This is a genomic window from Streptomyces griseiscabiei (assembly GCF_020010925.1).
In the GTDB taxonomy this organism is placed as follows: Bacteria; Actinomycetota; Actinomycetes; order Streptomycetales; family Streptomycetaceae; genus Streptomyces; species Streptomyces griseiscabiei.
The window spans coordinates 105,703-128,939 of sequence record NZ_JAGJBZ010000005.1; the positions used below are offsets into that span (position 1 = coordinate 105,703).

The following is a 23,237-nucleotide window of genomic DNA, read 5'->3' on the forward strand; positions in this document are numbered from 1 at the left end:
GCAAGTGCACGTCATGCGTCAATATTTAAGCGTCACGCGGGGTGTGGGGAAGCCTGTCCTCGGTCGTCGGCCGCGAGTAGTCGACGACCGTGAGCTCCCGCAGTGCCATGCCCACCGGACCGGCGGCACCGCCCTGCCGCTCCGCGTCCCCGCGCAGCCGTTCCAGATGCCAGCGGACATCGTCGACGCTCAGCAGCCCGCCGCCCTGAAGTCCTTCGATCTCGTAGAAGCGCGCCGCCGTACGGCCGTGCGGCGGGTTAGGGGGAACCGGTGACGGCCACCCTTCACCTGGCAGGTCGAACTCGGTGATCACGCGGCGCGTCACCTCGCGGACGTGCTCGGTCAGTGCGACCCGGGCCACCCACGGCCGCTCCAGCGCGAGGTTCACGTGCTCGCGGACCAGGTCGGGCGAGGTGAGGCGGTGGCTGGTGTACTCGTGGACCTCGTCATCCCCCGACTTGCGATAGACGGACACCGACCACGTCACCCGCCCGTCGACGGGAGGGGGGTCCTCCGGCTCCATGGAGATGTTCAGCTGGTCGATGGGGGAGCACCTCCTCACGCGCCGCGGCGCGGCCGTCGTCGGCGGGTAAGGGGCGAGCGCGGCGGCGGGCATCAGGCAGGCACCCGGTGCATCGGTGCGGCGTGCGACGGGCGCTCCCGCGTCCGTCCGTGCGCGCTGTCACCGGAAGGCGGGCGCGTGCGAGAGCTGAGGCACCACGAACACCGCACGTGAGGTGCCGAGTCGAGGGGGCGCTCGATCACCGGCGAGCGGGTCAGGCGCGTACAGCTGCCGCAGGTGTACCAGCCCAGCGCGTTGAGGCCGGCCTCGGTGATCGTGTACCGGGCGGTCGCGCTCGTGCGTGTCACGTAGCCGCGCTGCACCAGCGTGTCCAGGACGCGGATCGTGTACGCGGCCGAACGGAGCTGCCAGCCGCAGCCGGAGGTCCAGGCCCCGCCGTTGAGGCGAGCGAGCGCGCTGAGGACGGTGAGCTGGTGGCGGCCGAGGGGGCGGGCCAAGGGACCTCCAAGGTGTCGGACTGCCGGTGGCGCGCAAATCGGTGCGGGGCGGCCACCCATTCACTGTGACGCTAATAGTTTGACTGAATGGATCATCTCAAGTAAAGTTAATTGCGTCAACAGGTTGTTGGTCCGGCACTGGCGGCACCGCCCGCCGGTGCCCCTCTACGACAAGGGGCGAGGGTGAACACGCACGGCACGAGCACCAAGGACACGCACGGCGACGACGGCCAGGACCACACGAGCGAAGTCGTCGCCCTGCACGCCAAGGACCGCTCGCCGTGCCCCCTCACCGGAGACCACGAACACCGCCACCACCAGGGCAGGCCACTCAACGCGGAATGCGCCGCGCTCGGCGGCCGCCAGGGCTTCGGCGTCGTCTGCAGCTGCGGGACCGTCATCGACTCCGGCAGCAAGCTCGCCGCCATCGAGGACAAGGCCCGCCACCGCGCCCTCCACCGGGGCGACCTCCTGGTCCACCGCGTCGTCCACGACAGCGACGGTCCCAGGGTGATCCACGAGATCCAGACCCTGGACCGCTGAGCAACGCCTCGACGCGCGAGGCGGCGGCCGCTGTCCACAGCCCACCTGGCGGACAGTCGTGCCGCCGCGCCCCACACAGGCCAACTCCCCTTCCCGCACCACCAGAAAGTGAGACCCACCCCGCGATGCTCGCCACCACCCGCCAGCTCACGATCACCACGACCGCCGTCACCGCGGCCCTCCTGCTCACGGCCTGCGCCTCCACTGAGCCCCGGCCCAAGCCGCTGGAGCACGGCACCGTGAAGAAGAAGGTCCACGACGAGGCGACCCGCACGCCGATCTACGAAAACCGCTACCGCGAGACCAACTGCCGCAAGGTCACCACCAACGCGCTCACCCTCACCGGCATCAGCCGGCCGACGACCGGCGGCTCCGGCGGACGCAGCACCACCACCGGCGGCAGCGGCGGAGGGGGCGTCTCGAAGGTGAAGCCGGGTACGCCGAACAACCGCAACAAGGACAACTCCTCCGGCTCCAGCGGCGAATCGAGCGGCGGCGGCACCCGCCGGGTCTGCGACCGCCAGTACCTCGGCCGCGAGCTGACCGGCTGGCACAGGACCCCGGAGGCATGGAAGGTCCTGATCGTCAAGGGCGAACGCTCCCGCTGGAAGCACGTCACCGAGGACAAGTGGCGCACGATCAAGATCGGTGACTCCATCTGACCCGGACGGCCGCCCCGGCCGCATCGCTGTCCACAGGTGCACGCCGAGCGCCGGACTCTGTCCACAGGCAGTCCGGCACATCGTGATCCGGTCCTGACCCATCACAGGACACCGACGGGACCGTTCCACACGATCGGCCCGGCGGGACGCACCTCGTGAAAGGCCCCCGGCCGATGCCACCGATGTCCACGACCGCCGCCTGGATACTCTCCCTCGCCGGTTCGGGTATGTGCCTGTTCCTCGCCGTCCAGACCGTCTGGTTCTGGATCACCCAGAACTGGCCTCGGATGTGCAGCACGCTGATCGGGGCCCTGATCGCTTCCACCGTCGTGTTCCGACCGACGCTCCCGCTAGAGCTGGCGGCCAAACTCCGGGCATCGCTCAGCAACGATCTCGAAGCTGACCCGCGCCCGACGACCCCGGACCCGACCGTCACGCACGGGCCGGGGACAGACGGCCCGCCCTGGGGCACGATCGCGCTCGTCCTCGGCATCACGGTGGCCGCCATCGCGCTGCTCCTCGGCTCCCTCGCCCTCGCCGCCGGCCTGCGCCGCCACCGCGAGCGCGCCCGCCAGCAGCAGCGCCGCGCCGACGAACTCGCCCGGCGCCGCTCCGAGGTGGAGGAACGCCACGACGCGGTGCGCGACGCCCTCGGCGACTTCCAGATGAACCTGCTCGACAACCTCCACCGCCTCGCCCTGGCCGACGTGAACGTGCCGCAGACCGCCCGCCTCATCGACGCCCTCGACGCCGCCCGCGACGCACGCATCTCCACCGCCCCCGAAACTCTCGACACCTACCGCCAGGCCGTCACCGCCCTCGAGTTGGCCTGGAGGAGCGCCGACCACCACGCCCGCACGACCGGCGCGAGCTACCTCCCGCGCGCCGAGCGCCGCAACATCGAACAGGCCCAGGCTGCTCTCGCCGTCGCCCGCGACGAGCGCGGCTACGCGCCCCAGCGGCAACTCGCCCTGCGCCGCGCACTGAACCTGATCGAGAGCATCATCCCTGTCCCCCCGGAGGCGATCGCCGTTCTGGAGACCAGCACCCGACCCGCCCTCGCCCTGGCCAAGAACTGAGCATCGTCCGGCACTGCTGTCACACCCGGCTGCTACAAGGAACACCGAGGTCGCAGGCACCGGACCACCTCGATCGACCCGGCAGCCGACTGCTGCCCCGCCCCCCCGCACGATCCATGCACGACGTAAAGGACCCCCGTGAGCTACATCCGCTTTCAGGACCTCCACGGCTCCACCCACCTCAAGGGCCACGAGCGCCACTGGATACTCAGCCTGCTGCGCGACCACGCCCAGCGCGTACTCCTGGAGCACCCGGACGCCGCCGACCGAGCCCACGCGCTCTTCGACCTGCTCCCGCGCAAGCACGAACTCCGGGAGGTGCCCCCGGGCTGGCGGGTCAGCCCGCGGCGCTGGATGAATGCCTACGCCCGCACCCTGCAGGACGTCATCTTCGACGACCCGATCGTCGACTACCGCGGCCACCGGGTTCGCCCCCTGACCCTGACCCTCAACACCGCGATGGAGACCGGCCCGGACCCGCTGCGCCTCGCCACCCGGTTGACGGGCCAGTGCGAGCTCAACACCTGGGTCGACGGCCCGCACCGCAGCTGGCTGGCCGGCGTCGTTGCCGAGGGCCTCCGCGAGGGCTACTTCCGGGAGGCGTGCGGCTGGGAGGACCTGCAGAGCTTCCTCCTCGCACGCGACGACCAGCCCGTCGTCGTCTCCGTCAGCGAGTCCTTCCCGACCTGGTGGACTTCCCGCCCGCGCACACCGGAGGGCGAGGACCTGGACGAGGATGCCGCCGAGCAGAGGTGGGAGGCGCTCACCACCGCCGAGCAGTGGGCCCGCGGCATGGAGTCGCTGCGCAGCCGCACGGCCGAGCACCTGGAGATGACCCCGGACTGGGCGGACTACCGCTTCGGCTCGACCCTGTCCCTCAACGACCTGCTGGCTCCCGACTGCACCCGCCGCCTGGACCACGCCTTCGAGCTGACCGGCTGAGCCACGCCCTTCCCCGATCCGCACCCGAACAGGAGACTTCCTTGGACGTCAGCGTCTACCTCGACCGCACCGGCCTCAAGGACGCGGTCCTCACCCTCCTCATCCCGCCCACAGAGTCCGAACCTCGTCCGATGGTCGTCGCCACCGGCACCGAGATCAACGGGGAGGCGGAGAATCCGGCAAGCCTGCACCGGGTCCACCGGTACGTGGCCGACCGGATCGAGGAGCAGCGTCCCGACGACGGGGACGACGAGGACCTCCAGGACGAACTTGCCGAGCTCCTCAGCGCGGACGACGGCGCCATCGAGTCGGCCGACCCCGACGCAGACCGGGAAACGGCCCACCAGATCATCGCCGCCCTGGCCGCGGCCTACCCGCTGGAGCCGGCCGTACGGAACAGCCTCCCGCTCGCGCCCTGAACGTTCCGGCACCCCCTGCTCTTCAGTACCGGCCCGTCGGACGAACGGCTGGTCGGCGAAGAAGGGGAGAAGCCGGAGTTCCGGGCCGTGGCGGGCGATCGCCCGCTGTCCCAGCATCTGTCGTGCTGGGGGCGTTCGAGAATTCGGGAGCGGCACAAACGAACTGACCCCAGGCAGCGACACATCGTGCGTGATGTGTCGCTGCCTGGGGTCAGTTCGTGAACGGGTGCCAGATGCTCCAGAGGACGAGGAGACCGACGACCGCAGCGGCGACGGCGTCGCCTCTGGAGGGCCGCCAGGCCGTCGCGCGGTCGAGCGGGTTGGTCCGCGCGATGCGCTGGATGCTCTCGCCCACGGGGTAGTCGCCGTCGTGATGCCGGCGGCGGTGGTGTGCGCCGTGGTTATCGGCGCCGGCGCGGAAGGTGTAGGGCCGGGACGCGGTGCCGCAGCGCGGGCAGTTGTACGTGAACGGCACGGACGCCTCCTGATCCGATCGGTGGTCCCCGGATCGTAGAGGGCGAAGACAGCGGCCGTGGACGGGCAGGGGCGTTTTCGCGCCGCCGGCGAAGGGGCCGCAGCCCGTCGACGCGAGGTCGACGGGCTGTAGACGGGAGTGTCGACGGCCCGTCGACGGCGGTGAGATGAGCGGTAGATGCCCTGGTAGATGGGGGTGTAGATGGCATCTACGCCCCCACAGGGCCGGATCATGTGACCGCGCCAGGGGAGGGATCGGGAACGGTCTGGAGGCGGGGCTGAAGAGGGGTGCTGTGTCCGGCCGGCACGGGGGCCTCCGCGGGGGGCGCGGTGAGGGGTGCGGTGAGGGGTGCGTCCGGGCCCGATTCCGCGGCCTGAGCGGGGGCCTCCGCGGGCCCCTCCGACGGGGCCGGGACAGGGGGCCCGGAGAGGGGCCGGGAGAGGGTCTCCAGGGCCTCGTCCAGAGAGGTGCCGAACGCCTGCTGCAGCTCGTCGGCGCGGACCCCCCAGGTGGGCCCCTTCCCCTTGGCCCGGACGTTCCTGCTGACGGGGATCCCGGCGGCAGTGCACCACTCCCGCAGTTGGAGCTGCTCCCAGTTGTCGAAACCCCGTGCCTCCTTCTGCAGCCGCTCAAGGAGCTCGGCGATGTGAACGCCCATGTGCTCTGGCGCAGCATCTCGGACGGCGGCCACGATGAACTGGGCCAGCCCGCGGGCGAACCGGTCCCGGTCGGACTCCTGGTCGGACTTCTGGTCCTGCTCCCCCGCAGATTTTTCATGATCGTTTGGGGTGGCGCTCTCCCTCAGCGGGGGAGCGATCATCAACGCGGCGATCACCCAAAGCGCCCCGAGAACGGCGGCGCCGATCTTGGCGTACGGAGCGATGTGGGGCCATGCGAGCCATATGAACAGCCAGATGAGCCCTGCGATGACCACGATGACGAACGAAATGATCAGGCATCCCAGACCGACCCGCTCGATCGCGTCGTCGGCGGAGGCCTGGGCCGCCTTCTTGGTGACCTTGGTGGTGCTCGGGCCCGACTCTCCGCCAGATCCCGGGTCAGCGCTCTCGTCGTCCTGGGTCTTGACGGCGGGGGCGGCCTTGGCGGCCGGAGAGTCAAGGTTCATGGCCGCTGAACAGCCGGCCTTGATGAGGCGTCCCACCTTGCGCAGCAGGTAGGACGCGATCAGGTACGACCCGGAGATCAACGGGAGCAGAAGGAGCAGCGACTGCCTGCCGCCCCGGAACGGGATGCTGATCTCCGTGACGAGCGGGTTGGCCCTGATCCTCTTGAGCAGGGCTCTCATGCGAGCTTCTCCAGCATCCCGCCGATCACCTTGAAGAGGATCCCCCAGAAGGCGCCGGCGAGGCCCCACGAGACGCCGGCCCCCAGACCGAAGAACGCGGGGGGAACACGACGCTGCCATTCGGGCAGGAACGCCAGGATGGTCATGATCAGTGCGAGTCCGGCCGGCGACAGCCCGGCGACGACGTTCGGATCGTTGAGGGTCGAGGCCGCCAGGTCGTGGGTGCCCTGGGCGATCATCCTCCAGGTGCCCCCGGCGATGATGAACAGGACACCGGTCACAGCAGCGAGCCCGGCAAGGTAGCGGCGGTCGTCGAAGTACTTCTTGGTGAGCTTCGAGCGGTTGCGGATAGCGATGACCAGGACGATGAAACCTGCGCCCGCGAGGGACGAGAGGCCAACGGCTCCCAGGCCCTGGGTGAAGCTGGCGCCGGAGGCAGGCGCGGCGAGCACGGTGGTCATGGGGATCACGGGCGGGTGCCTTTCAGATGACAGGGCCGTTGGAGTACAGCGCGCAGACGAGCAGGGAAGTGGCCAGCGGGATGCGAGCGAGCCAGCGCTTGAGCAGGCCGCCGTAGCGGGTGCGCCACACCAGCCAGCCCGAGGCGCCGCACATGGTGAGGCCGACGACGAGCAGGGAGGTGTCGGTCTGGCTCAGGCCGACGTAGCGGGCGATCGTGCCGGAGGTGTACGGCAGGAGCTCCTGGCCGAGCCGGCGGCCGAGCTCGGCGGAGACGAACACCGCGCCGAGACGGCCCAGGGAGCCGAACGGCACGAACGGCGAGAGCATTTCACTGCCCGCAACCTTCCAGGCCGTGAACCCCGCGCCGAGCGCCATGCCTGCCCCGAGCAGTCCACCGGCAGCAGTGACGGCGGCCGGCGGGAACTGGGACAGGTAGGCGTTCAGCCCGATGGCAGAGCCGACCACCGCAGCAGTTCCGTTGAAGGTGATGACGCGCCAGAACCTCGTGGGACGCCACCGCTTCGCGGGCTGCGTACGGATCTGGAGAGTCGGCTGCGGCTTGTGCACATCGAGGACCTCCCGGCGGGCGGAGGGCTCCTCGGCCTCGCCCTCATCCGGCTCCGGGCTCTCGGGCTCCGGACTCTTCTGGACCTCGATGAGGACCGGTCCGCTGCCGGGCGGCACGGTCAGCACGTGCCCGGAGTAGGTGTCGAGGTCCGCGTCCTGGTCCTTGTAGAGGCGGTCCCACCAGCCGGACTTGGACTCACGTGGCGAGCCCTTCGCCGGGGCCGCGGCCTTCGGCTCACCCCGGGAGACGCGCCACCAATCCGGGTCGCTCTCCGGCGTCTCGGGCGGCGAGGCAGGCATGGGCGGAACAACAAGTTCCGCCTCGCTCCCCCGGGGGGCCGGTGCACCCCCTTTCGGGGCGCTGACCTGCGCATCTACAGCATCTACAGGGGCATCTACATCGGCTTCTGCAGGGGCTGGATCCGCCGGCTTGGCCGCCGCCTGGCCACCGGCAGGGCCCGTTGCCTCCGCGCGCGCCGCGGGTACGGGCACCTCGTCCGGCAGCGGCACATGGAACGGGTCAGCCTTCTCGTCTGCGGTGGTCATCTTCCCTCCCTCCTCGGAGGCTCCGGTGATCCGCTCGCCCCGCAGGGCGAGGTGGATCAGCATGTGTATGAACTTCTCGTTGTGGTCGGCGTCGTGGCAGGTCAGCGGCCCGGCCGCACTGGAGTGGGCCGCGTAGAGCGGCTCAGTCATCGGCCGCGGCCTCGGCCTTCCGAGCCGCTTCCGCCAGGGCCTTGGACATCCACGCCGGCGAGCGGCCGAGACCCGCTACGAAGTCCTTCTGCGTCAGGCGCGGGTTCGCCTCCTTGGCGGCGAACCAGTCGGCTGCCGCCTTGGCCCGCTCCTCCTCTTCCGGAGTCGGGACGCCGACCATGGCGTGAACCGAGGTCGGCGCCGGCGCCTTCGCGGCGTGCACGCGGCGGGTGCGGCGTGAATTCACGTCGCCGTCGTTCACGCCGTCCTCGCCGTGGTTCACGCTCTCCTCTTCACGGTCGACGGGGTCCTCGTTCACGGCCTTGCCCGGCGTCGGATTCACGGTGCCGGCGCCGCGGTTCACGCCGTCCGATTCACGACCGGCGGGGTCCTCGTTCACGGCCTCGCCCGGCGTCGGATTCACGGTGCCGGCCCCGTGATTCACGCCGTCCGATTCACGACCGGCCGACGGGTTCACGCACAGCTGCACCGGGCGATTCACGCGCCAGTCCCCGCGATTCACGCACCCGTCTTCACGCGTGAATTCACGGGGCTTCACGACCAGCGTGAACCCGTTCACGGTGCCCGTGACCTGCGGATTCACGGACTTCACGCTGTTCACGCCGGAGCCGTTCACGGTGCGCGTGAACCGCTTCATGCGTGAATCGAGGGCGCGCTCGGTCCCGTTCACGGGCGACCGTGAATCGACCCCGCGTGAACCGTTCACGCGGGAAGTGGCCGGCGCGTGAACCGGGGGATTCACGCTCGAGTCGGAGTCCGGATTCACGGGGCCCGATTCACGCTCGGACGCCGTGTTCACGGTCGCCGGCCGCGACGCCGGCAGACCGCCGCCGCGACGGTTCACGATGTCGTCGGCGCCCGCGTTCACGGGGCGCGGCGGAACGTTCATGCCCTCGCCGACAGGAAGCGTCGACAGGGCGTCTGCGGCCGAGGCGATGGCGAGCGCGTCGGCAACGTGGGCCTCCAGAGCGTTACCCGCCGGCGCCTGCGCAGAGGCAGCCGCGGAGGCGCGACCGGAGCTGAGAGGCACGCCGTAGCGGGTCAGCTTCAGCGGCAGCCGGGCCTCGACCGGTGCCTTGCGGCGCCAGGCACGACCGAACCGGGTCCGCAGCCGAGCCTGGTAGACGAGGCGCTCCTGCTCGAGCTCGAGGACCCGCTCGTACGACCTGAGCTCCCACAGCTTCATCCGCCGCCACAGCTTGAACGTGGGCAACGGCGACAGCAGCCACCGGATGAGCCGGACCGGCTCCATGTGACGGCCGGCCGTGATGTTCGCCAGCTGCCCGATCGCATGCCGGGCGGCCTCGACCGTCACGACGAAAAGGACCGGGATCACCGCATGCATGCCGACGCCGAGAGGGTCCGGCCAGGCCGCCGCCCCGTTGAACGCGATCGTCGCGATCGTCAGCAGCCACGCCGTCTGCCGCAGCATGGGGAAAGGCATCCGAAGCCAGGTCAGCAGCAGGTCGAGCGCAAGCAGGACGAGGATGCCAGCATCGACGCCAAGCGGGAAAACGTGGGCAAACGTGCCAAATCCCTTGCGGATCGCCAGGTCCCGGACGGCGGCGTACGAGCCAGCGAATCCGATCCCGGCGATTACCACCGCGCCGCCGACCACGACACCGACGATCACGCGCTGCGCCTTGTTGAGCGGCTGCCGGTCCGGCTCGCCGGCCGGGGCCGGCGGGGGTGTCGTAGGGGGAGTGCTGGAGGTGGTGGTCACCGTACTTCTCCTGTGCGAGGCGGCTCCGGTGACGGAGACCGCGAGGGGGACATCGGGGGTTCTTCCGTCCCCGTGCGTTGCTGAGGGGCCGCCCGCACCAGCTGCCGCGACGTCGCGGCAGCTGGTGCGGGCGGGGACCGGCGGGGCCGTGGTCACGAGCGACCCGGTGCCCCCGCCCGGCGCATCTTCTTGTAGGCGGTGTTCCGGTCGGCCGATCCGCGGCGGTAGTCCGCCTGGCACCGGTCGACCGTGGCGGGCTCGGCGATGATCGGGTTCTCGCGGGGGCGCCCGTCCTCGGGCGCGCTCTGCGTCACCGGGCACCTGCGGCGGCCGGCGTGGCGGTGATGTGGACGGTGGAGGTCCCGCAGTGCCCGCGGGCCTCGACGTACCCGCCCGCGTCCCGCAGCCCCGGGGCGTTGATCGCACGGACCAGTGTGTCGATCAGCGGGTTGGGCAGCGGCCGGCCGAGGTGGACGGCCACGTCGGCCTCCAGCGGTGCCACATCGCTGATCACGTCGAAGAGACTGGCGACCAGGTCGTCATCGGTCAGCCCGCCCTGGTCGGAGCCGGGGGGCGGCGTGGCCGCCGGGACCGTGACGGTCAGCAGGCCGGCCAGGGCGCGCCGCATCTCCAGGACCGTCAGGACGAGCTCGTCCGCGGTCATGTGCGTCAGGTCGAGCTTGCTCGCCCGGAGCAGCACGTCGCTGGCAGCCTCGGCCGCCTGCACCCGGCGCTCGGCCGGGCTCAGGTTGCCGAGACGGCTGCGGGCCACTCCCGCGAACGCGGCCAGGCTCGGGTGCATCAGCTCGTAGTCGTTGAGGGTTGTCATCAGCGCACCCCCTTGGCGGCGGCCGCGCTCGCGGCCAGCGTCAGGTTGGACAGGTACGCCCCGGCGACCTCCGCGGCGCGGGCCCGGGTGGCGGTGTCCACCGCGGCGGCGATCTTCTTGGAGTGCGTGGTGCTCGTCGTGCCGACCCGCGCGGCGGCGGGGGCGGGGTGCTTATTAATCTGGGACATAGTTCGGACTCCTCGCTCAGTGAGGTGTTCGGATCAGGTCCGGTCCGGAGTGGCGACTCCTTCACGGGCCGAGTGGCCCCGTCCGGGAGGAACTCCTGGGCGGGGCTGTCTTGTTGGCCAGGTGGCCAAGGTCAAGGCCCGGCGCACGGCGTTCGTGCGCCGGACCTTGGGTGTCTGGACTTCTCAGGTGCGCCCAGCCTGTCGGCCGTGCGGCGATCGCGATGCCGCCGAGCCGCGCCGGGCGCTCAGTCCTATGTCCGCTGTGGAGTTCTCAAGCAACGACGCCATGCGGCGATTTGTGAGGAATTGGAGTGAATCGCGATCCGCAGGCGGCCGTTGCGTACGGCCAGACCCGCGCGACCCGAGCACCCAACCCAACTTCACTAGCCTCACTAGGTTCACAAGTGAAGTTGAGTGCGACCGTAGACCGGGAGCTGTCGCCCCGTCAACCGGATCGCGTGTAAAGGAGGTTGGGCCGAGGTGGATCAAGTGAGGTGCTGGTCAGCCGCGAGGTTGGAGCGGGGGCGCAATGATGGCCCGTTAGCTTCACTTGCTTCACTTGGTAAGTTGGCTACTCTGACGGCATGACAAGCCGACCCAGAGAGCAAAGGCGTTGGAGTGCCCAGGAGATCGCCGAGGATCTACGCAGCCGGATCCAGGCCGGGGAGTTCAGCGAAGGCAGCCAACTGCCGGCGACCCGCAAGCTGGTCGAGGAGTACTACACCTCGCCGGAGACGCTGCGCCAAGCCGTCCTGAAACTCAAGAGCTGGGGGCTGGTGACCTCGCGGCAGGGCAAGGGGGTCTTCGTGCGCGTCATAGACCCCATCGAGTGGCACGTTCACTCGTTCGAGCGCGGGGAGCGCCGAGACGACCCCGCCCGCGGTGTCGACGACTGGAAGGCATCCATCGAAGAGCTCGGCCGCGTGCCGAGCCAGGACACCCCGGTCGTCACGGTCGAGCGGGCCCCCGAGGACATCGCCAAATGGCTTGAACTGGAGCCCGGATCCTTCGCCGTCGCACGCCGCCGCCTGCGTCGCGTCGACGGCGTGCCCTTCCAGCTCGCCGACTCATGGTTCCCCACGGAGGTCGCCATGGACTCTCCGCTGATGGAGGAACGCGACGTCACCATGGCCGGCGGCATCCTCAAGAACATCGGCCACCCCCAGGTTCGCCGGCGGCACATCGTGCGCTCCTGGCTGCCCACCGACGAGGAGATCAAGCGGCTGGACCTCGACCCGGACGCCACCCACCCGGTCACCAGACACACCCTCGTCGGCTACGGAGCCGACGGCAAGCCCGTCCGCTGCATGGTCACCATCGCCCCTGGTGACCGCAATGTTCTGATCTACGACTTCGAGGAATGAGCGCGTGCAAGATCTGATCCGACGAGCCACGGACGACGACGCCATGGCGCTGATGAAGCTGCGCCTGGAGGCCGAGGAATGGCTCGCCGCCCAGGGGATCGACCAGTGGCGCAGCCCCGGGTTCCGGGACCGGGCACTCGACAAGTGGAGAACCGACATCGCCGCCGGCCGAACGTTCGTCGTCGAGGACGGCGACGGCGGCGTGATCGGAACCGTGACCCTCGCCCGGCCCGACACGGATTTCTGGGCCCCGGAGGACGGTCTCGACTCGGCGGTCTACATCGCCAAGCTCATCAGCTCCCGCCACACGGCCGGAGACCGGCTCGGGGGACGCATCATCGACTGGGTGGCATCCGTTGCGCGCAAAGACGGCCGGCCCTGGGTACGCCTCGACTGCGACCGCGCGAACATCCGCTTGCAGGACTACTACCTCCGCGAGGGTTTCACCCACGTCCGCACGGAGTGCCCAGACCACCGCCTGTCCGGATGGATGGGGCAGCGCCCTGCCGACGTCATCCAGCACCCGGACCATCCCCTCGTCGAAGCCGAGGAAGATCCCCGTGCGCTCCAGTGACGGGCTCGACCTCCTGCCCGATGTACGCCGCCCGCAGGAGCGGATGAGGGCCGCTGCGGAATGAATGACCGGGCGAAGCCGCCGTGCGCACGGGCTGCTTCGGCGAGCGGCGTCGCAGCTTCCCCTGCATCGCTGTTGCCCGAATCGCCGGTCCCTGGCCGCCGCCCCTAGCGACCCTCCCGAGAGGAGGCGGCCAGCCACCGACCGGGAGCCGGGCCCTGCACCTCGTGCAGCGGCACCACCCGGGGATCGGCAAGCGGGATCACCGGCCCGTACGTCCACCGGGAGAGCTCTCCTCCGTGCCGGAGCCCGTAGACGAACCGGACACCCGAGGCATGCGCGGAGGCCGCGGCGAGTGCGCCGAGCAGCCCGACGACCAGTTCTCCGCCGCGCACGGCAGGGCACGCGGCGACCTGAACCCAGAAAGTCTCCGGTCCGGTCAGCTGAGCCACGATCCACGCGCCCTGCTCCCCGGCTACCGGCTTGAGCGGCTCCTGGCGCCCGGCGTCGTCGGTGAGCGGCCCCCGGAGGTCTACGGCGACCACACGATCGGCACGGACGAGCCGGTCGTCGGACAGTCGAAGCCAGACTATTGCGGACATACAAGGGTCTCCGTTCCGTGATCGGGAACCGGACCGTACGGGCGCGAAGCTGTGGACAGAGACGGCATGGGTAGCACCCGTGCAGCCCGCGACGCTCTGGCACCGGAGGATCGGCATGCAGCAAGTTCGGCACACGACCGCGAGCACCTTCTTCTTCGCGCGCTTCGGCACCCTGTGGCGCATGTGCATGGTGGAACACCCCCGACACGGCGGATACCTGGCTCCCGGCGGGCACGTCCGGGAAGAGCGCAACGAGCCGCCGGTGGACGCCGCCCTGCGCGAGGCGGTCGAGGAGTCCGGATTCCGCCCCCGACTCCTGCCGGCCCCGCTCCCCAGCGGCTACCCGCATGCCGGTGTCACCGGCCCGTGGTGGACGGTGGACATGGCCGCCGGACCCGACGGCCGTGCCGACGTCCGTCACCTGCACCGCGATCACGTCTTCGTCGGCGTCGTAGCGCTGCCGTACGAGCCCCTGGGCACCCCGGAGCTTCCGGTGCGATGGGTGGACCGGAAGGAGCTTCAGGCCCTGGACGCCCCCGCGGACACCAAGATCCTCGGCGCTCACCTCTTCGACGTCATCGGCGCGGCCGTGCGTCCGCAGCGCCCGGCCACGCCGGACGATGACCTGGCCGCCGAACTACTCCGCCGTCAAGAGCTGGACCAGGAGGTGCGGCTGCTGCCGCGAGAGGACCGCACACCGGAGGCCTTGGAGCGGTGGAAGCGGATCGACCTGGAAAACCGCCTCTGGCTGGAGCAGCTCGTCGAGGCGCGAGGGTGGCCGGGTATCTCCGAGATCGGGGAGCGCGGCGCCGCGGCGCTGTGGCTCCTCGCCCAGCACAGCGACGCCGTCCCCGACTTCCAGCGGCACTGCCGGGATCTGCTCGCGGACGCGGTGCTGGCCGGCGAGGCGGACCCACGGCATGGGGCGCTGCTGCAGGACCGGGTCCGTGTCGCCGAGGGACGGCCGCAGATCTTCGGCACGCAGCTTCTACTGGATGAAGCGGGCCAGTTGTCGCCGGCATCGGTTTGGGACGAGGAGCGGCTCGAGCAGCGGAGGAGCGAGGTCGGTCTGGGGCCGATGCAGGAATACCTCCAGACCTGCCGGACGACGGCCACGGGCTGAGGCGCTCCGTTCCGGGCCGGGCGGCGTCTCGGCCGGAGACCGAGCGAAGGGCCTGCCCCACTCGCCCGTGAACATCGCGCGCGGCTCCGCGGGTTGCAGGCAGGCGCTGCTCGCCGGGCCGGACACCAGAGCGCCGCCCCGGACGGTCCGGGGCGGCGCTCTACGGGATGTCGCGGGAGACGCTGGAAGTCAGAAGCTGCCTGCGAGTGCGTCCTTGTCGCGGTCCTCCAGCCGGCTGCAGGTAAGCCGGTCATTGAGTTTCTGCTGGCCGGCCTTCTGCTCGGCCGTGAAGCCGCTCGTCGAGGACGAAGTGGTCTGCGTGGAACTGGTGGTGCTGTCGCTCTTGCTCCGCCCGAAGATCACCAGGCGGCCCCGGGTGCGGAGCCGCTGCCGGAGGTGCTGCGGTGCGCACGCTCACGGCTGATCCGGGCGGCGGCGGAGCGGGCGCTTTCCACGCCCTGCCTGCCAGTGAGGATGCGCCGAAGGCGATGGTCGCGGTCGTGGGTACGGTTGGCCATGCTGCTGAGCTCCTACCGGTTCGTGGTCTGTGGCTCGGTCGGCGAGGCCCTGGCCAGGTGCTGAAGACACCCGGCCAGGGCCGTCTCGTTGGGAAAGGCCCGGACGGCGCGGACCGGGCCGGGACCGCCCGTTCGCTGGTCGGGCCCCCGACGGGTGCTCGCGTCGTCGCAGAGCGGAAGCCGGGCGCGTCGGCTTGAGCCGGGCGAGGTTCGAATCCGCAGCGGCCGCATGCCTGGCTACCGGTCGACGCCAACGGTCAGTGGCCGTGCCGGTGCTCGGGATCGGCGATGCCGGCGAGCAGCGCCCCTTCGAGGGCGGCGATGTCTGCGGCCAGCAGGGTGCGGGCGTAGTCGGCGTCCGCTCGATCAGGGCCGGAACTCAAGGTCGGCAGGTTCTCGCTCGACGCCATGAGCTGGCGGACGAGGTACGCGCGGCGTTCGGCCAGGTGTTGGAGGTCGGCAGGCACGGGCCTCTCCTTGCTGTTGATGTGCGGGGAAGAGGGGACTCGCCGCCCCTGCCGCGCCGATCGGCGAGCAGAGGCGGCCGCCCGCGTCGCCCCGGTCGCTCGCGCGCGAGAAGGGGCGACGGCCGGCGTGGAGGATCAGCCGCAGCCGATGCTGCTGGGATCCGCGGTCGCGGCGATCTTCACGTAGCCGATGTACGCGCCCCAGCCGCCGTGCCCGCCGGTGAGCTGCTGGACCTTGACCAGGTTGGGGTTGCCGGGGTGGCAGGTGAGGACCCGCGCCCGGTCCCCCTCACCCATGAGGCCCTTGATCGCGCCTCCGGCATCGCGAAGGAAGAGGCCACCGGTGCCCGGGGCCGGCATCGTGGTGCCGGGCGTCACCGTCACCGTGACCCGCCCCGGCTCGCCCGTGATCGGGTTGGTGCCGCTCGCGTAGCTGCGGTCCGTCCTGTCCGAGCCGCCTCCGTCGCCGTGCTTGACGACGTCCGGGTACTCGGTGACCGTCGCCGTCTCCTTCTCACCGGTCACCGGGTTGGTGCGCTCCTCGGTGTAGGTGCGGGTCGGCTTGTCGGGGTCGATCGTGTCGGCCCGCGCGGTGGTGGAGAGCAGTCCGAGCATTCCGACGGCCGCGGCGGCCGCGGCGCTCGCGCGCCTACTGGTGCTGTTCATCGCGAGATTCCTCGGTTCGTGAGGGTGATCGGATCCGCCTACGACTGGTGCTGAAGACACCGGCCGTGACGGAAGGGCATGGCGAACCCCGCCTGTTCGAGGCTGAGGCGACGCCGTCGGTGCTTCCGCCCCGACGTGATCGACCGTAGCAAGAAACCTTGAAGTTCGGGAAGTTATGGAAGTTCGGGAAGTCTGCGCGTGTCCGTGAAGTCCTGGCAGTCCGTACACTTCCGGCCCATGGAGACGACCAGCAGCAGCGCCGACGACCTGCGGTCGGGATGGAGCCCCGTCCTGGCCCGGGTACGCCTGAAGTCGGCACATCACGTGGTCACCCGGCACGGGCACGCGGCCGCCGTGCTGGTGCCGGCCGCCTGGCACGCTCAGGTCGGAGGAACGGTGGCGGACACCATCACCGCAGAGACCGCCGTACGCGGACTATCCGACCTGCTCGACCGCGCGCAGGGAGGAGAGCATGTGGCCGTGACCCATCGCGGCAAAGCTGCGGCCGTCGCCGTCCCGCCCGAGTGGCACGAGCAGGTCACCAGCGCAGCTTCGGACGACCGGGACGACACCACGCCGCAGTAGCACACCGAACCAACGCGACACCTGCGATGACCAGTACGACTCCGCCGCGCCCGTCCGCGGCCGAGCGGCTGCGCGCCGAGCACGGCCCGGCGCTCACACTCGGCGACGACTGCGGCCTGCCCGACGACCTCGTAGTCGAGATGTTGGCTGGCCGGCTCTCGGGGGTCAGCGGGTTGCGCCGAAGCAGCCCGCGGCGGCACCAGCCGCCCGTAACGTGAGGCTGCATGACTGTGCTGATCATCGGCGGCACCGGCTTCCTGGGCACCGAGCTGGTACGCCAAGAGGTATCCGCGGGCCGTCGTCCGGCCGCCACGTTCCACTCTCACCCCGGCGACCACGACGGAGCGGCATGGCATCACGTCGACGTCCGCGACCCTCTCCACCTGGAGGAGGCCCTCGACACGGCGGCCCCGACCGCAGTGATCAACGCGACGAGCGGCGGAGCGGACTGGGAAGTCACCGCCGAAGGCAGTATCCGCCTCGCCCAAGTCGCAGCCGAGCGCGGCATCCGCCTGGTGCACGTCTCCAGCGACGCGATCTTCTCCGGCACGGGCCGCCACCGGTACGACGAGTCCTGCCTTCCGGATCCGCTCACCCCGTACGGGGCCGCGAAGGCGGCCGCCGAGACCGTCGTCCGTCTCCTGTGTCCCAGCGCGGTCGTCGCCCGTACCTCGCTGATCATCGGCAACGGCCGCTCCGAACACGAGCAACTAGTGCACGCGCTGGCCGCCGGCACCCAGCAGGGCGCCTTGTACACCGACGACATCCGTTGCCCCGTACACGTGGAGGACCTCGCCGCCGCCCTGTGGGAGATCACTCGATCCGACGCCGCCGGCGTCTTCCACCTCGCTGGCCCGGAAGCCCTGAGCCGTCACGAGCTGGGCGAGCTCATCGCCCGCCGTGACGGACTCGACCCGGCCCGGCTGCCCTCCGCACGCCGCTCGGACACGGGACTTCCCGGCGGGCTCGACGTACGACTCGACAGCCACGCCACCCAGCAGAAGCTGAACACCCGGCTCCGCGGCGCCCGCGAGTTCCTGAGCGGGAGCAGCCCGGAGCAGACCTGACGGGCGTGCTTTCCGGCGCTCCGAAGAGGGGGCGGGCCCCTGCGAGGCGGTCTGTCAGCGGCTGCGCGAGAGAACGAACGCGGGCCCGCCCTCACTGTGACCGGCGTGCCAGCCCGCCCGTCACGGCCGGCGAGCCGGACAGGAACCACGCGGATCCGGCCGGGTCCACCGGACCTTCAGGCCACAGGGGCGGAGATGCCGTAGCGTCCGCGCCATGGCGAGGACATTGCGGCTGGCTGTCGCGCAGAGCACTGTGCCGGAGGATCCCACCGACCGAGGCGCGCTGCGAGCAGCCGGGCAGGAGATCCGGGCCCTGATGGCTGAAGCCGCCGACGCAGGCGCGCGCCTGGTGCAGTTCCCCGAGGGAGCGATCACTTACCCCAGCAAGCACGTGATGGCGGCCGGCCCCGACGGCGAGTTGTCCCCGGCCGACTGGAGCCGTGCCGCCTGGGACGTACTGCGCGAAGAAGCCGAGTCGATCGCCGCGCTGGCGGGAGAGCTACGGCTGTGGACGGCGTTCGGGTCGATCCACCCGCTCACACCGCCGAACCGGCCCCACAACAGCCTCTTCATCGTCTCCGACCGCGGCGAGCTAGTCGCGCGCTACGACAAGCGCTTCCTGTCGCACACCGAGGTCTCCTACCTGTACACCCCTGGGCGCGATCCTGTGGTCTTCGAGGTGGACGGCATTCGCATCGGATGCGCGCTGTGCGTCGAGGCGAACTTCCCGCCACTCTTCGCCGAGTACGAACGCCTGGACGTCGACTGCGTCCTGCTCTCCGTGATGGTCGACGACGCGCCGCGGGCCCGGATCGCCCAAGCCTACGGAACTCTCTACAGCTACTGGCTCGGCTACTCCATCCCAGCCCAGTTCAGCACCACGGTGCCGTCCGGAATCGTGGCACCCGGCGGCCGGTGGCTAGCGCAGTGCCCCGCCGACGGGCAACCCGCTCTGGCGGTCGCGGACATCAACCTCGACTCGACCGACCCGGACATCAACGTGGCCCTCCGCTACGCCCGGCCCTGGCGCCGTTCGGCACAGAACGGGCTCTACGACGGCCATCGGGTAACCGGGGATCCGCGAAGCGACACCCACACCGCTTTCTGAGACCGCCGCCCTGTCCTCCAGAGCCACTTGGCGCCGCGGCGCAGGACACAGTGATGCGCTGGACGCCCTCGGCACGGCACTATCGACGCCATGACCTCGCTGTTCCAGGCCGCCCCGGAATGGACGCTCACCGCCGTTCCCTACGGCAGCCCCGATGCCCGCTTCCTCGTCCAAGCCCTCCACCAAGAGCAGCTGGCTACCTACGGCACCGCCGACGACCCGGAAGCCACCGAGGACGCGGAATTCGACGCTCCCGACGGCCTGTTCCTCGTCGCACGGCTCGGGGACGGACCGGCACTGGCGTGCGGGGGCTGGCGCACCCTCAACACCTCGGCCGCCGAGATCAAGCGGATGTACGTGCTGCCGTCCGTTCGCGGGCAGGGACTCGGGCGCCGGATCCTCGCCGCTCTGGAACAAGACGTGCTCGGCCGCGGTCCCACCGAGATCCTGCTGGAGACCGGTATACGCAACGTTGCCGCTCTCGGCCTGTACACCGCATGCGGCTACGAGCCGATCCGCTCGTACGTCCCCGGCCGCAACCCCAAGATCAACCGGGCACTCAGGAAAGTCATCCGGCAGCAGCCGGCGTCCCACCCCCCACACCAGCCTGCTCATTTAGCCCGGCTTAGACCCAGGACTGCGGCCGTTCTTGCAAGCTCCTGGTCCTGCGCCGCAGCCTCGTCTCAGTCGGGTGCCGGGGCAGGGGCGAGGGTGATGTGCATCCACGGCACGGCGTGCTCGCGGAAGGAGTGGCCCAGCGGTTCGATGCCGTTCTGGTCGGTGAGGCTGAACCCGGTGACCATGGCCATGTCGGAGTCGTCGGCGATGGACATGAGGTGTGTTCCGCAGTCGGGGCAGAAGCCTCGTCGTAGGGTCGGGTAGGTCGCATACCACTTCGGCTCCCTGCCGGTCCCGGTCCAGATCAGGGAGTCCAAGGGGAAGCCCACCCACAGCACCGCGGGCCCACCGGAGATCCGCGTCTCATGGACACATGAACACAAATGCGGATCATCTGGGACGCCGGTGACCTGGTAGGAGATCCGGCCGCACTGGCAGTGTCCTGTTCGAACCGGCGGTGGGGCATCCGATGCGGCTCTTGTGGCCGGCAGGGGCTGATCGGCTGCAGGGGGAGTGCTCAGGGCGGGGGATGTGTTGCTCATGCGGGTCCTCGCTTCGAGATGGGCCGGGGGCTACAAGGTGGTGAGGTCGGTGGCGTCAGGCAGTTCGGTGAGGGGCTGCCGCGCGGCACGGGGGATCCCGAGCCGTGCGCGGGCCTGGTGGACGGCGGCGAGCTGGTCGGCCGCCGGGAACCATGTGGACAGCGGTCGGTCAGGCGACGAGCCGGTGAGGGTGCCCCGGCGCGGGGCCGGGGGTGAGCCGGGTGAAGGACTCGGTGCTGATGATTTCGTCGCGTTCTGCTTCGGGCAGGCGGGCGAGCAGGCCGGGCAGGGGCCGCTCGCGGGCGACTTCGCTGCGGTGCGCGAGGATCGCGGCCATCTTCAACACGGCCCACGGTGAGACATCGACGGTCGCGGTCACGTACGCGTCCGGCACCGCGAGGAGGGTCTTCCCGACGCTCTGAAGTATCGCGCCGAGCCGGCCCACACCGGATTCCGAGTGCGTGGCCGCGTACAGGGCCGCCGGCTGCCAGGGCTCACCGGCGTCGGGAAACAGGTGCGGGAGGCCGGCGGCCTCCACGGCAAGCAGGGTGATCTGGTGAGCGCGCCGGTGGTCCGGGTGACCCGTGAGCTGGCCCAGGGCGTCGTGGCCGACGACGATGTCCGGCCGCACCTCACGGATGTGGGCGACCAGGCGGCCGACGGCTTCGTCGAGGCGCGCGTCGACCAGGCGCACGGCGCCGCCGGGTGCCGAGGCGGGATTGCGGGCATCTGCGTAGCCGAGCAGCCGCGGGGCCCCGGCGCCCAGGACGTCCAAGGCCTCGGCGAGTTCAGTGGCTCGATGACTGTCGGCCGTCCAGGTGGCGGTGACGACCGCGGTGCGGGCGCCGCCGGCGGCGTGCTGGGCGAGCACACCGCCGGCGAGGAGGGATTCGTCGTCCGGGTGGGCGAACACTCCGAGCAGGGACGGAGCGGCGGTCGATCGCGTCACGAGGGCCTCCGGGTCGGTCAAGGAGTGGGGACGGGGGAGTGGGTGAGCTCTTGGGCCCGGCGGGCGATGAGCGGGGCGAGGGTGGGGTGGACGCCACGGGAGCATGCCTGGAGGAGCTGGGCGATCGCGACGAGCTCGCCGGTTCGGCCGGCGTCCGTGTCCAGAACATGGGCGAACTCGCGGCGGATCCGGGCGGCTGCCTGCCGGTGCGACGAACACCGCCTCGCGTACTGCCCGTTCCACCGTCACACCCCCTCCGGCACGACGCCGGCCCCCGAGTGCTCAACAGGCCGGGGCGGCGGCACGTCACGCCCGGGCCAGCGGAACACCAGACGGCAGAGGTCCTTGTCCAGGACGTCGCCGGCGGGCAGCGCGTCGTCGGGCGTGCCGGCCGGGTGGACCGTCAGGGCGGGATCGGCGTGCTGGTCGTTGTCGTCGGCGCGGACGTGGCGGTCCCAGGCCCGGACCGCGTCCGCCAGCCGCTCGGCGAGCGCGGGGCCCTGCTCGCCGAAGGCGTGGACGGTCCACTCCCACTTCTTGTCCTGCGGGCTGTCGCCGTCCTTGGTCTGGACGGGGAACAGGTAGGCGAGCGAGGCGTCGCCGACGATCGCGGGGGCGTCGCGGTCCTTCGCGATGCCGGTCACACCCTCGTCCGGTTCCTGGTGGGCGGCCAGGCGGCAGAAGCCGGACAGGGTGGTGGCCGCGTACAGCTGCAGCGAGCCGAAGTAGGAGCGCGTCGAGTCCATGGTCACACCCGTGGGGATCTCGTGCCGCGGCCTGCGCAGCGCCTCTTCCAGGCCCGTCGCATCGGCGGCGGTGCCGTGCTCGAAGCGGAGCGTCAGCCTGCCGTCGAGGAGGGAGAGGACTGGGATGGTGCGAGCCTGCTGCCCTTGGTCGCGGACGAAACCGCAGTACGTGAAGTGGACGGCGTGCAGCACCTCGCCGCGGCGTTCGAGAGTGATGGCCCGGGTGTAGCCGCCCATCTCCAGCGGCAGGACCAGGCGGCCGCCCTCGGCCAGCTGCTCCCGCCAGGCCGGCGCGATGTCCCAGCAGTTGTAGGTGATCATGCTGGCGTCGAAGCCGCCGCGCGGCACGAGGTGCCCGGGTGCGCCGAGGGCGGCGTCGGCTTCGACGGCGGTGACTGTAGGTTCCGCAACTTCGCGAGCAGTCGCGGCCCACTGGCCTGGGGCGTTCGCTTTGGTGAGCACTCGTGACTGCGGAGTTCGGCGCCCGATCATGAGCAGAATCCTCCGCGGGTCCTGTTTATTCGGTAACGCTGTGTAACGTACTCTGTCGTGCGCATGAAGACGCGCGGGTCTCGGGGCGTAATCGAATAGTTCCTGTGGCCAGGCGGCGAAAGGCCGCGCGTGTCAGGCCGCTGTGAGTCGCGGCTGAAGGGGAGCTTCAAGTGTCCCGACGATCGCCGGTTTGGGTAACCGGCGATCAAGGGCTATCTTGCGTTGCCGCAGGTCGGGCGAGGCGTACCTGGGCGCAGTGGGCGGCCGGTTGCCAGTAGCGGGGTACGCCGACCGGTTGTCATCGCGGTGGCCTACCGGCGTTCGGCCTTCTGGCGGCAAAGGTGCAGCTCAAGCAGGCGCATGCCACCACAAACCGAGAGATACGCTCGCCGGTCCGGCGGAGCCCAGGGCTTGTTCATGCCCGAAATCGCCGAGCTCGAACGAGATCGGCAGGTGTACCTGACGGTAGCCGCATGGCATTACTTTAAGTCCGGCTAGTTGCCCACCGGTCGGGCCGCTCCACGCTCATCGCCTCCTCCGAGCCTGGCTACGCGGAACTGCCCGATCCACCCCCGGGGCCCGCGCGTCCTGGACGCCGACGAGTAGTCGTTCAACCTGTTGAAGCCGCTCGCCTCGCGGCTACACATCGGGCAACTGCTCCTGGTTCGCGACCCGGCAAAGGCCCCCTGTTCTGCGGCTCGCCGACGCTGCCATCGGCCGGGACAGCAAGCCGCTCATCGGCGTGTGCGACTCGGCACGCTGCCCGCAGGCCATCCATCACCTGGAACACGTCCGGTTTGGCTGAGCAGCGCAGACGAGAGCAGGAACCTTGACCACCCTGCCGCGCAGCCAGAAGGACGCTCTCACACGCATGGCGCGCACGT

The 23,237-nt window shown here is 70.5% G+C and carries 29 protein-coding genes and 1 pseudogene; 12 read left to right on the forward strand and 18 right to left on the reverse strand.

Annotated features, from left to right (window positions below):
• Positions 1–25 precede the first annotated feature (25 nt).
• Positions 26–616, reverse strand: coding sequence for a hypothetical protein (locus tag J8M51_RS43225; protein ID WP_060879999.1), 591 nt, complete (start codon positions 614–616; stop codon positions 26–28).
• Complete coding sequence (locus J8M51_RS43230; RefSeq protein ID WP_060879998.1) at positions 616–1,020, reverse strand: hypothetical protein; 405 nt, start codon at positions 1,018–1,020, stop codon at positions 616–618. The genes J8M51_RS43225 and J8M51_RS43230 overlap by 1 nt, the downstream gene beginning before the upstream one ends.
• 183 nt (positions 1,021–1,203) lie before the next feature.
• On the opposite strand from J8M51_RS43230, the gene J8M51_RS43235 reads away from it, so the two are divergent.
• The 5 genes from J8M51_RS43235 (at position 1,204) to J8M51_RS43255 (ending at position 4,665) form a co-directional block, all read left to right on the forward strand.
• Positions 1,204–1,563, forward strand: coding sequence for a hypothetical protein (locus J8M51_RS43235; protein WP_060879997.1), 360 nt, complete (start codon positions 1,204–1,206; stop codon positions 1,561–1,563).
• 125 nt (positions 1,564–1,688) lie between these two features.
• Positions 1,689–2,225, forward strand: a complete 537-nt coding sequence (locus J8M51_RS43240; RefSeq protein WP_060879996.1) for a hypothetical protein — start codon at positions 1,689–1,691, stop codon at positions 2,223–2,225.
• A 182-nt stretch (positions 2,226–2,407) separates the two neighbouring features.
• A complete protein-coding gene (locus tag J8M51_RS43245; RefSeq protein WP_086755688.1) occupies positions 2,408–3,304 on the forward strand; it encodes a hypothetical protein in 897 nt (298 codons plus the stop codon).
• A 138-nt stretch (positions 3,305–3,442) separates the two neighbouring features.
• Positions 3,443–4,246 (forward strand): hypothetical protein, encoded by an 804-nt coding sequence (locus tag J8M51_RS43250; RefSeq protein WP_060880363.1) that lies wholly within the window; start codon positions 3,443–3,445, stop codon positions 4,244–4,246.
• A 41-nt stretch (positions 4,247–4,287) separates the two neighbouring features.
• Positions 4,288–4,665, forward strand: coding sequence for a hypothetical protein (locus tag J8M51_RS43255; RefSeq protein ID WP_060880362.1), 378 nt, complete (start codon positions 4,288–4,290; stop codon positions 4,663–4,665).
• A gap of 211 nt (positions 4,666–4,876) precedes the next feature.
• Here J8M51_RS43255 and J8M51_RS43260 read toward each other — a convergent pair whose 3' ends face one another.
• The 8 genes from J8M51_RS43260 to J8M51_RS43295 form a co-directional block, all read right to left on the reverse strand.
• Positions 4,877–5,140: a hypothetical protein gene (locus J8M51_RS43260; protein WP_060880361.1), complete on the reverse strand. Its 264-nt coding sequence runs from the start codon at positions 5,138–5,140 to the stop codon at positions 4,877–4,879.
• Positions 5,141–5,369: 229 nt separating this feature from the next.
• Positions 5,370–6,446 (reverse strand): hypothetical protein, encoded by a 1,077-nt coding sequence (locus J8M51_RS43265; RefSeq protein WP_060880360.1) that lies wholly within the window; start codon positions 6,444–6,446, stop codon positions 5,370–5,372.
• Entirely contained in the window at positions 6,443–6,907 is a 465-nt protein-coding gene (locus J8M51_RS43270; protein WP_060880359.1) for a hypothetical protein, read from the reverse strand. Before J8M51_RS43270 ends, J8M51_RS43265 begins: the two co-directional genes overlap by 4 nt.
• Before the next feature lie 22 nt (positions 6,908–6,929).
• Positions 6,930–8,171 (reverse strand): hypothetical protein, encoded by a 1,242-nt coding sequence (locus tag J8M51_RS43275; protein WP_143673180.1) that lies wholly within the window; start codon positions 8,169–8,171, stop codon positions 6,930–6,932.
• Entirely contained in the window at positions 8,164–9,825 is a 1,662-nt protein-coding gene (locus tag J8M51_RS43280; RefSeq protein ID WP_237276597.1) for a DUF2637 domain-containing protein, read from the reverse strand. Before J8M51_RS43280 ends, J8M51_RS43275 begins: the two co-directional genes overlap by 8 nt.
• Positions 9,826–10,067: 242 nt before the next feature.
• Complete coding sequence (locus J8M51_RS43285) at positions 10,068–10,229, reverse strand: hypothetical protein (RefSeq protein ID WP_179202101.1); 162 nt, start codon at positions 10,227–10,229, stop codon at positions 10,068–10,070.
• Positions 10,226–10,744: a hypothetical protein gene (locus tag J8M51_RS43290; protein ID WP_060880357.1), complete on the reverse strand. Its 519-nt coding sequence runs from the start codon at positions 10,742–10,744 to the stop codon at positions 10,226–10,228. The genes J8M51_RS43285 and J8M51_RS43290 overlap by 4 nt, the downstream gene beginning before the upstream one ends.
• Complete coding sequence (locus J8M51_RS43295) at positions 10,744–10,932, reverse strand: hypothetical protein (RefSeq protein ID WP_060880356.1); 189 nt, start codon at positions 10,930–10,932, stop codon at positions 10,744–10,746. Before J8M51_RS43295 ends, J8M51_RS43290 begins: the two co-directional genes overlap by 1 nt.
• 584 nt (positions 10,933–11,516) lie before the next feature.
• Here J8M51_RS43295 and J8M51_RS43300 point away from each other — a divergent pair.
• Both J8M51_RS43300 and J8M51_RS43305 read left to right on the forward strand, forming a co-directional pair.
• Complete coding sequence (locus J8M51_RS43300) at positions 11,517–12,296, forward strand: GntR family transcriptional regulator (RefSeq protein ID WP_086755690.1); 780 nt, start codon at positions 11,517–11,519, stop codon at positions 12,294–12,296.
• Positions 12,297–12,300: 4 nt separating this feature from the next.
• Positions 12,301–12,870, forward strand: coding sequence for a GNAT family N-acetyltransferase (locus J8M51_RS43305; RefSeq protein ID WP_237276595.1), 570 nt, complete (start codon positions 12,301–12,303; stop codon positions 12,868–12,870).
• Positions 12,871–13,037: 167 nt separating this feature from the next.
• On the opposite strand, the gene J8M51_RS43310 is transcribed toward J8M51_RS43305, so the two are convergent.
• Positions 13,038–13,472, reverse strand: a complete 435-nt coding sequence (locus J8M51_RS43310) for a hypothetical protein (protein ID WP_086755691.1) — start codon at positions 13,470–13,472, stop codon at positions 13,038–13,040.
• Between the two features lie 115 nt (positions 13,473–13,587).
• Here J8M51_RS43310 and J8M51_RS43315 point away from each other — a divergent pair, with 115 nt between their 5' ends.
• The gene (locus J8M51_RS43315) at positions 13,588–14,595 is read left to right on the forward strand and encodes a DUF6624 domain-containing protein (protein ID WP_086755692.1); all 1,008 of its coding nucleotides are present in this window, start codon (positions 13,588–13,590) and stop codon (positions 14,593–14,595) included.
• Positions 14,596–14,784: 189 nt separating this feature from the next.
• On the opposite strand, the gene J8M51_RS43320 is transcribed toward J8M51_RS43315, so the two are convergent.
• The 4 genes from J8M51_RS43320 to J8M51_RS43335 form a co-directional block, all read right to left on the reverse strand.
• Positions 14,785–14,958 (reverse strand): hypothetical protein, encoded by a 174-nt coding sequence (locus J8M51_RS43320; protein ID WP_179202099.1) that lies wholly within the window; start codon positions 14,956–14,958, stop codon positions 14,785–14,787.
• Complete coding sequence (locus tag J8M51_RS43325) at positions 14,955–15,113, reverse strand: hypothetical protein (protein ID WP_179202100.1); 159 nt, start codon at positions 15,111–15,113, stop codon at positions 14,955–14,957. The genes J8M51_RS43320 and J8M51_RS43325 overlap by 4 nt, the downstream gene beginning before the upstream one ends.
• 257 nt (positions 15,114–15,370) lie before the next feature.
• Positions 15,371–15,580 carry a hypothetical protein gene (locus tag J8M51_RS43330; protein WP_060880351.1) on the reverse strand — a complete coding sequence of 70 codons (210 nt, stop codon included), beginning with the start codon at positions 15,578–15,580 and terminating at the stop codon, positions 15,371–15,373.
• 135 nt (positions 15,581–15,715) lie between these two features.
• Positions 15,716–16,246, reverse strand: coding sequence for a hypothetical protein (locus J8M51_RS43335; protein WP_060880350.1), 531 nt, complete (start codon positions 16,244–16,246; stop codon positions 15,716–15,718).
• 237 nt (positions 16,247–16,483) lie between these two features.
• Between J8M51_RS43335 and J8M51_RS43340 the strand changes: the two genes are divergently transcribed.
• The 4 genes from J8M51_RS43340 (at position 16,484) to J8M51_RS43355 (ending at position 19,888) form a co-directional block, all read left to right on the forward strand.
• A complete protein-coding gene (locus J8M51_RS43340) occupies positions 16,484–16,831 on the forward strand; it encodes a type II toxin-antitoxin system Phd/YefM family antitoxin (protein WP_086755698.1) in 348 nt (115 codons plus the stop codon).
• A gap of 224 nt (positions 16,832–17,055) precedes the next feature.
• Positions 17,056–17,898 (forward strand): SDR family oxidoreductase, encoded by an 843-nt coding sequence (locus J8M51_RS43345; RefSeq protein WP_086755694.1) that lies wholly within the window; start codon positions 17,056–17,058, stop codon positions 17,896–17,898.
• A 214-nt stretch (positions 17,899–18,112) separates the two neighbouring features.
• Entirely contained in the window at positions 18,113–19,006 is an 894-nt protein-coding gene (locus J8M51_RS43350; protein ID WP_086755695.1) for a carbon-nitrogen hydrolase family protein, read from the forward strand.
• Positions 19,007–19,096: 90 nt separating this feature from the next.
• On the forward strand, positions 19,097–19,888 hold the full coding sequence (locus tag J8M51_RS43355; protein ID WP_063817462.1) for a GNAT family N-acetyltransferase: 792 nt from the start codon (positions 19,097–19,099) through the stop codon (positions 19,886–19,888).
• Here J8M51_RS43355 and J8M51_RS43360 read toward each other — a convergent pair.
• The 3 genes and pseudogenes from J8M51_RS43360 to J8M51_RS43370 all read right to left on the reverse strand — a co-directional run.
• A pseudogene (locus J8M51_RS43360) lies at positions 19,810–20,166 on the reverse strand (GFA family protein); the annotation flags it as partial. The gene J8M51_RS43355 and the pseudogene J8M51_RS43360 sit on opposite strands and share 79 nt — an antisense overlap.
• Before the next feature lie 169 nt (positions 20,167–20,335).
• Positions 20,336–21,115 carry a PIG-L deacetylase family protein gene (locus tag J8M51_RS43365; RefSeq protein WP_267300051.1) on the reverse strand — a complete coding sequence of 260 codons (780 nt, stop codon included), beginning with the start codon at positions 21,113–21,115 and terminating at the stop codon, positions 20,336–20,338.
• A gap of 245 nt (positions 21,116–21,360) precedes the next feature.
• Complete coding sequence (locus tag J8M51_RS43370; protein ID WP_256964660.1) at positions 21,361–22,182, reverse strand: class I SAM-dependent methyltransferase; 822 nt, start codon at positions 22,180–22,182, stop codon at positions 21,361–21,363.
• Positions 22,183–23,237 lie beyond the last annotated feature (1,055 nt).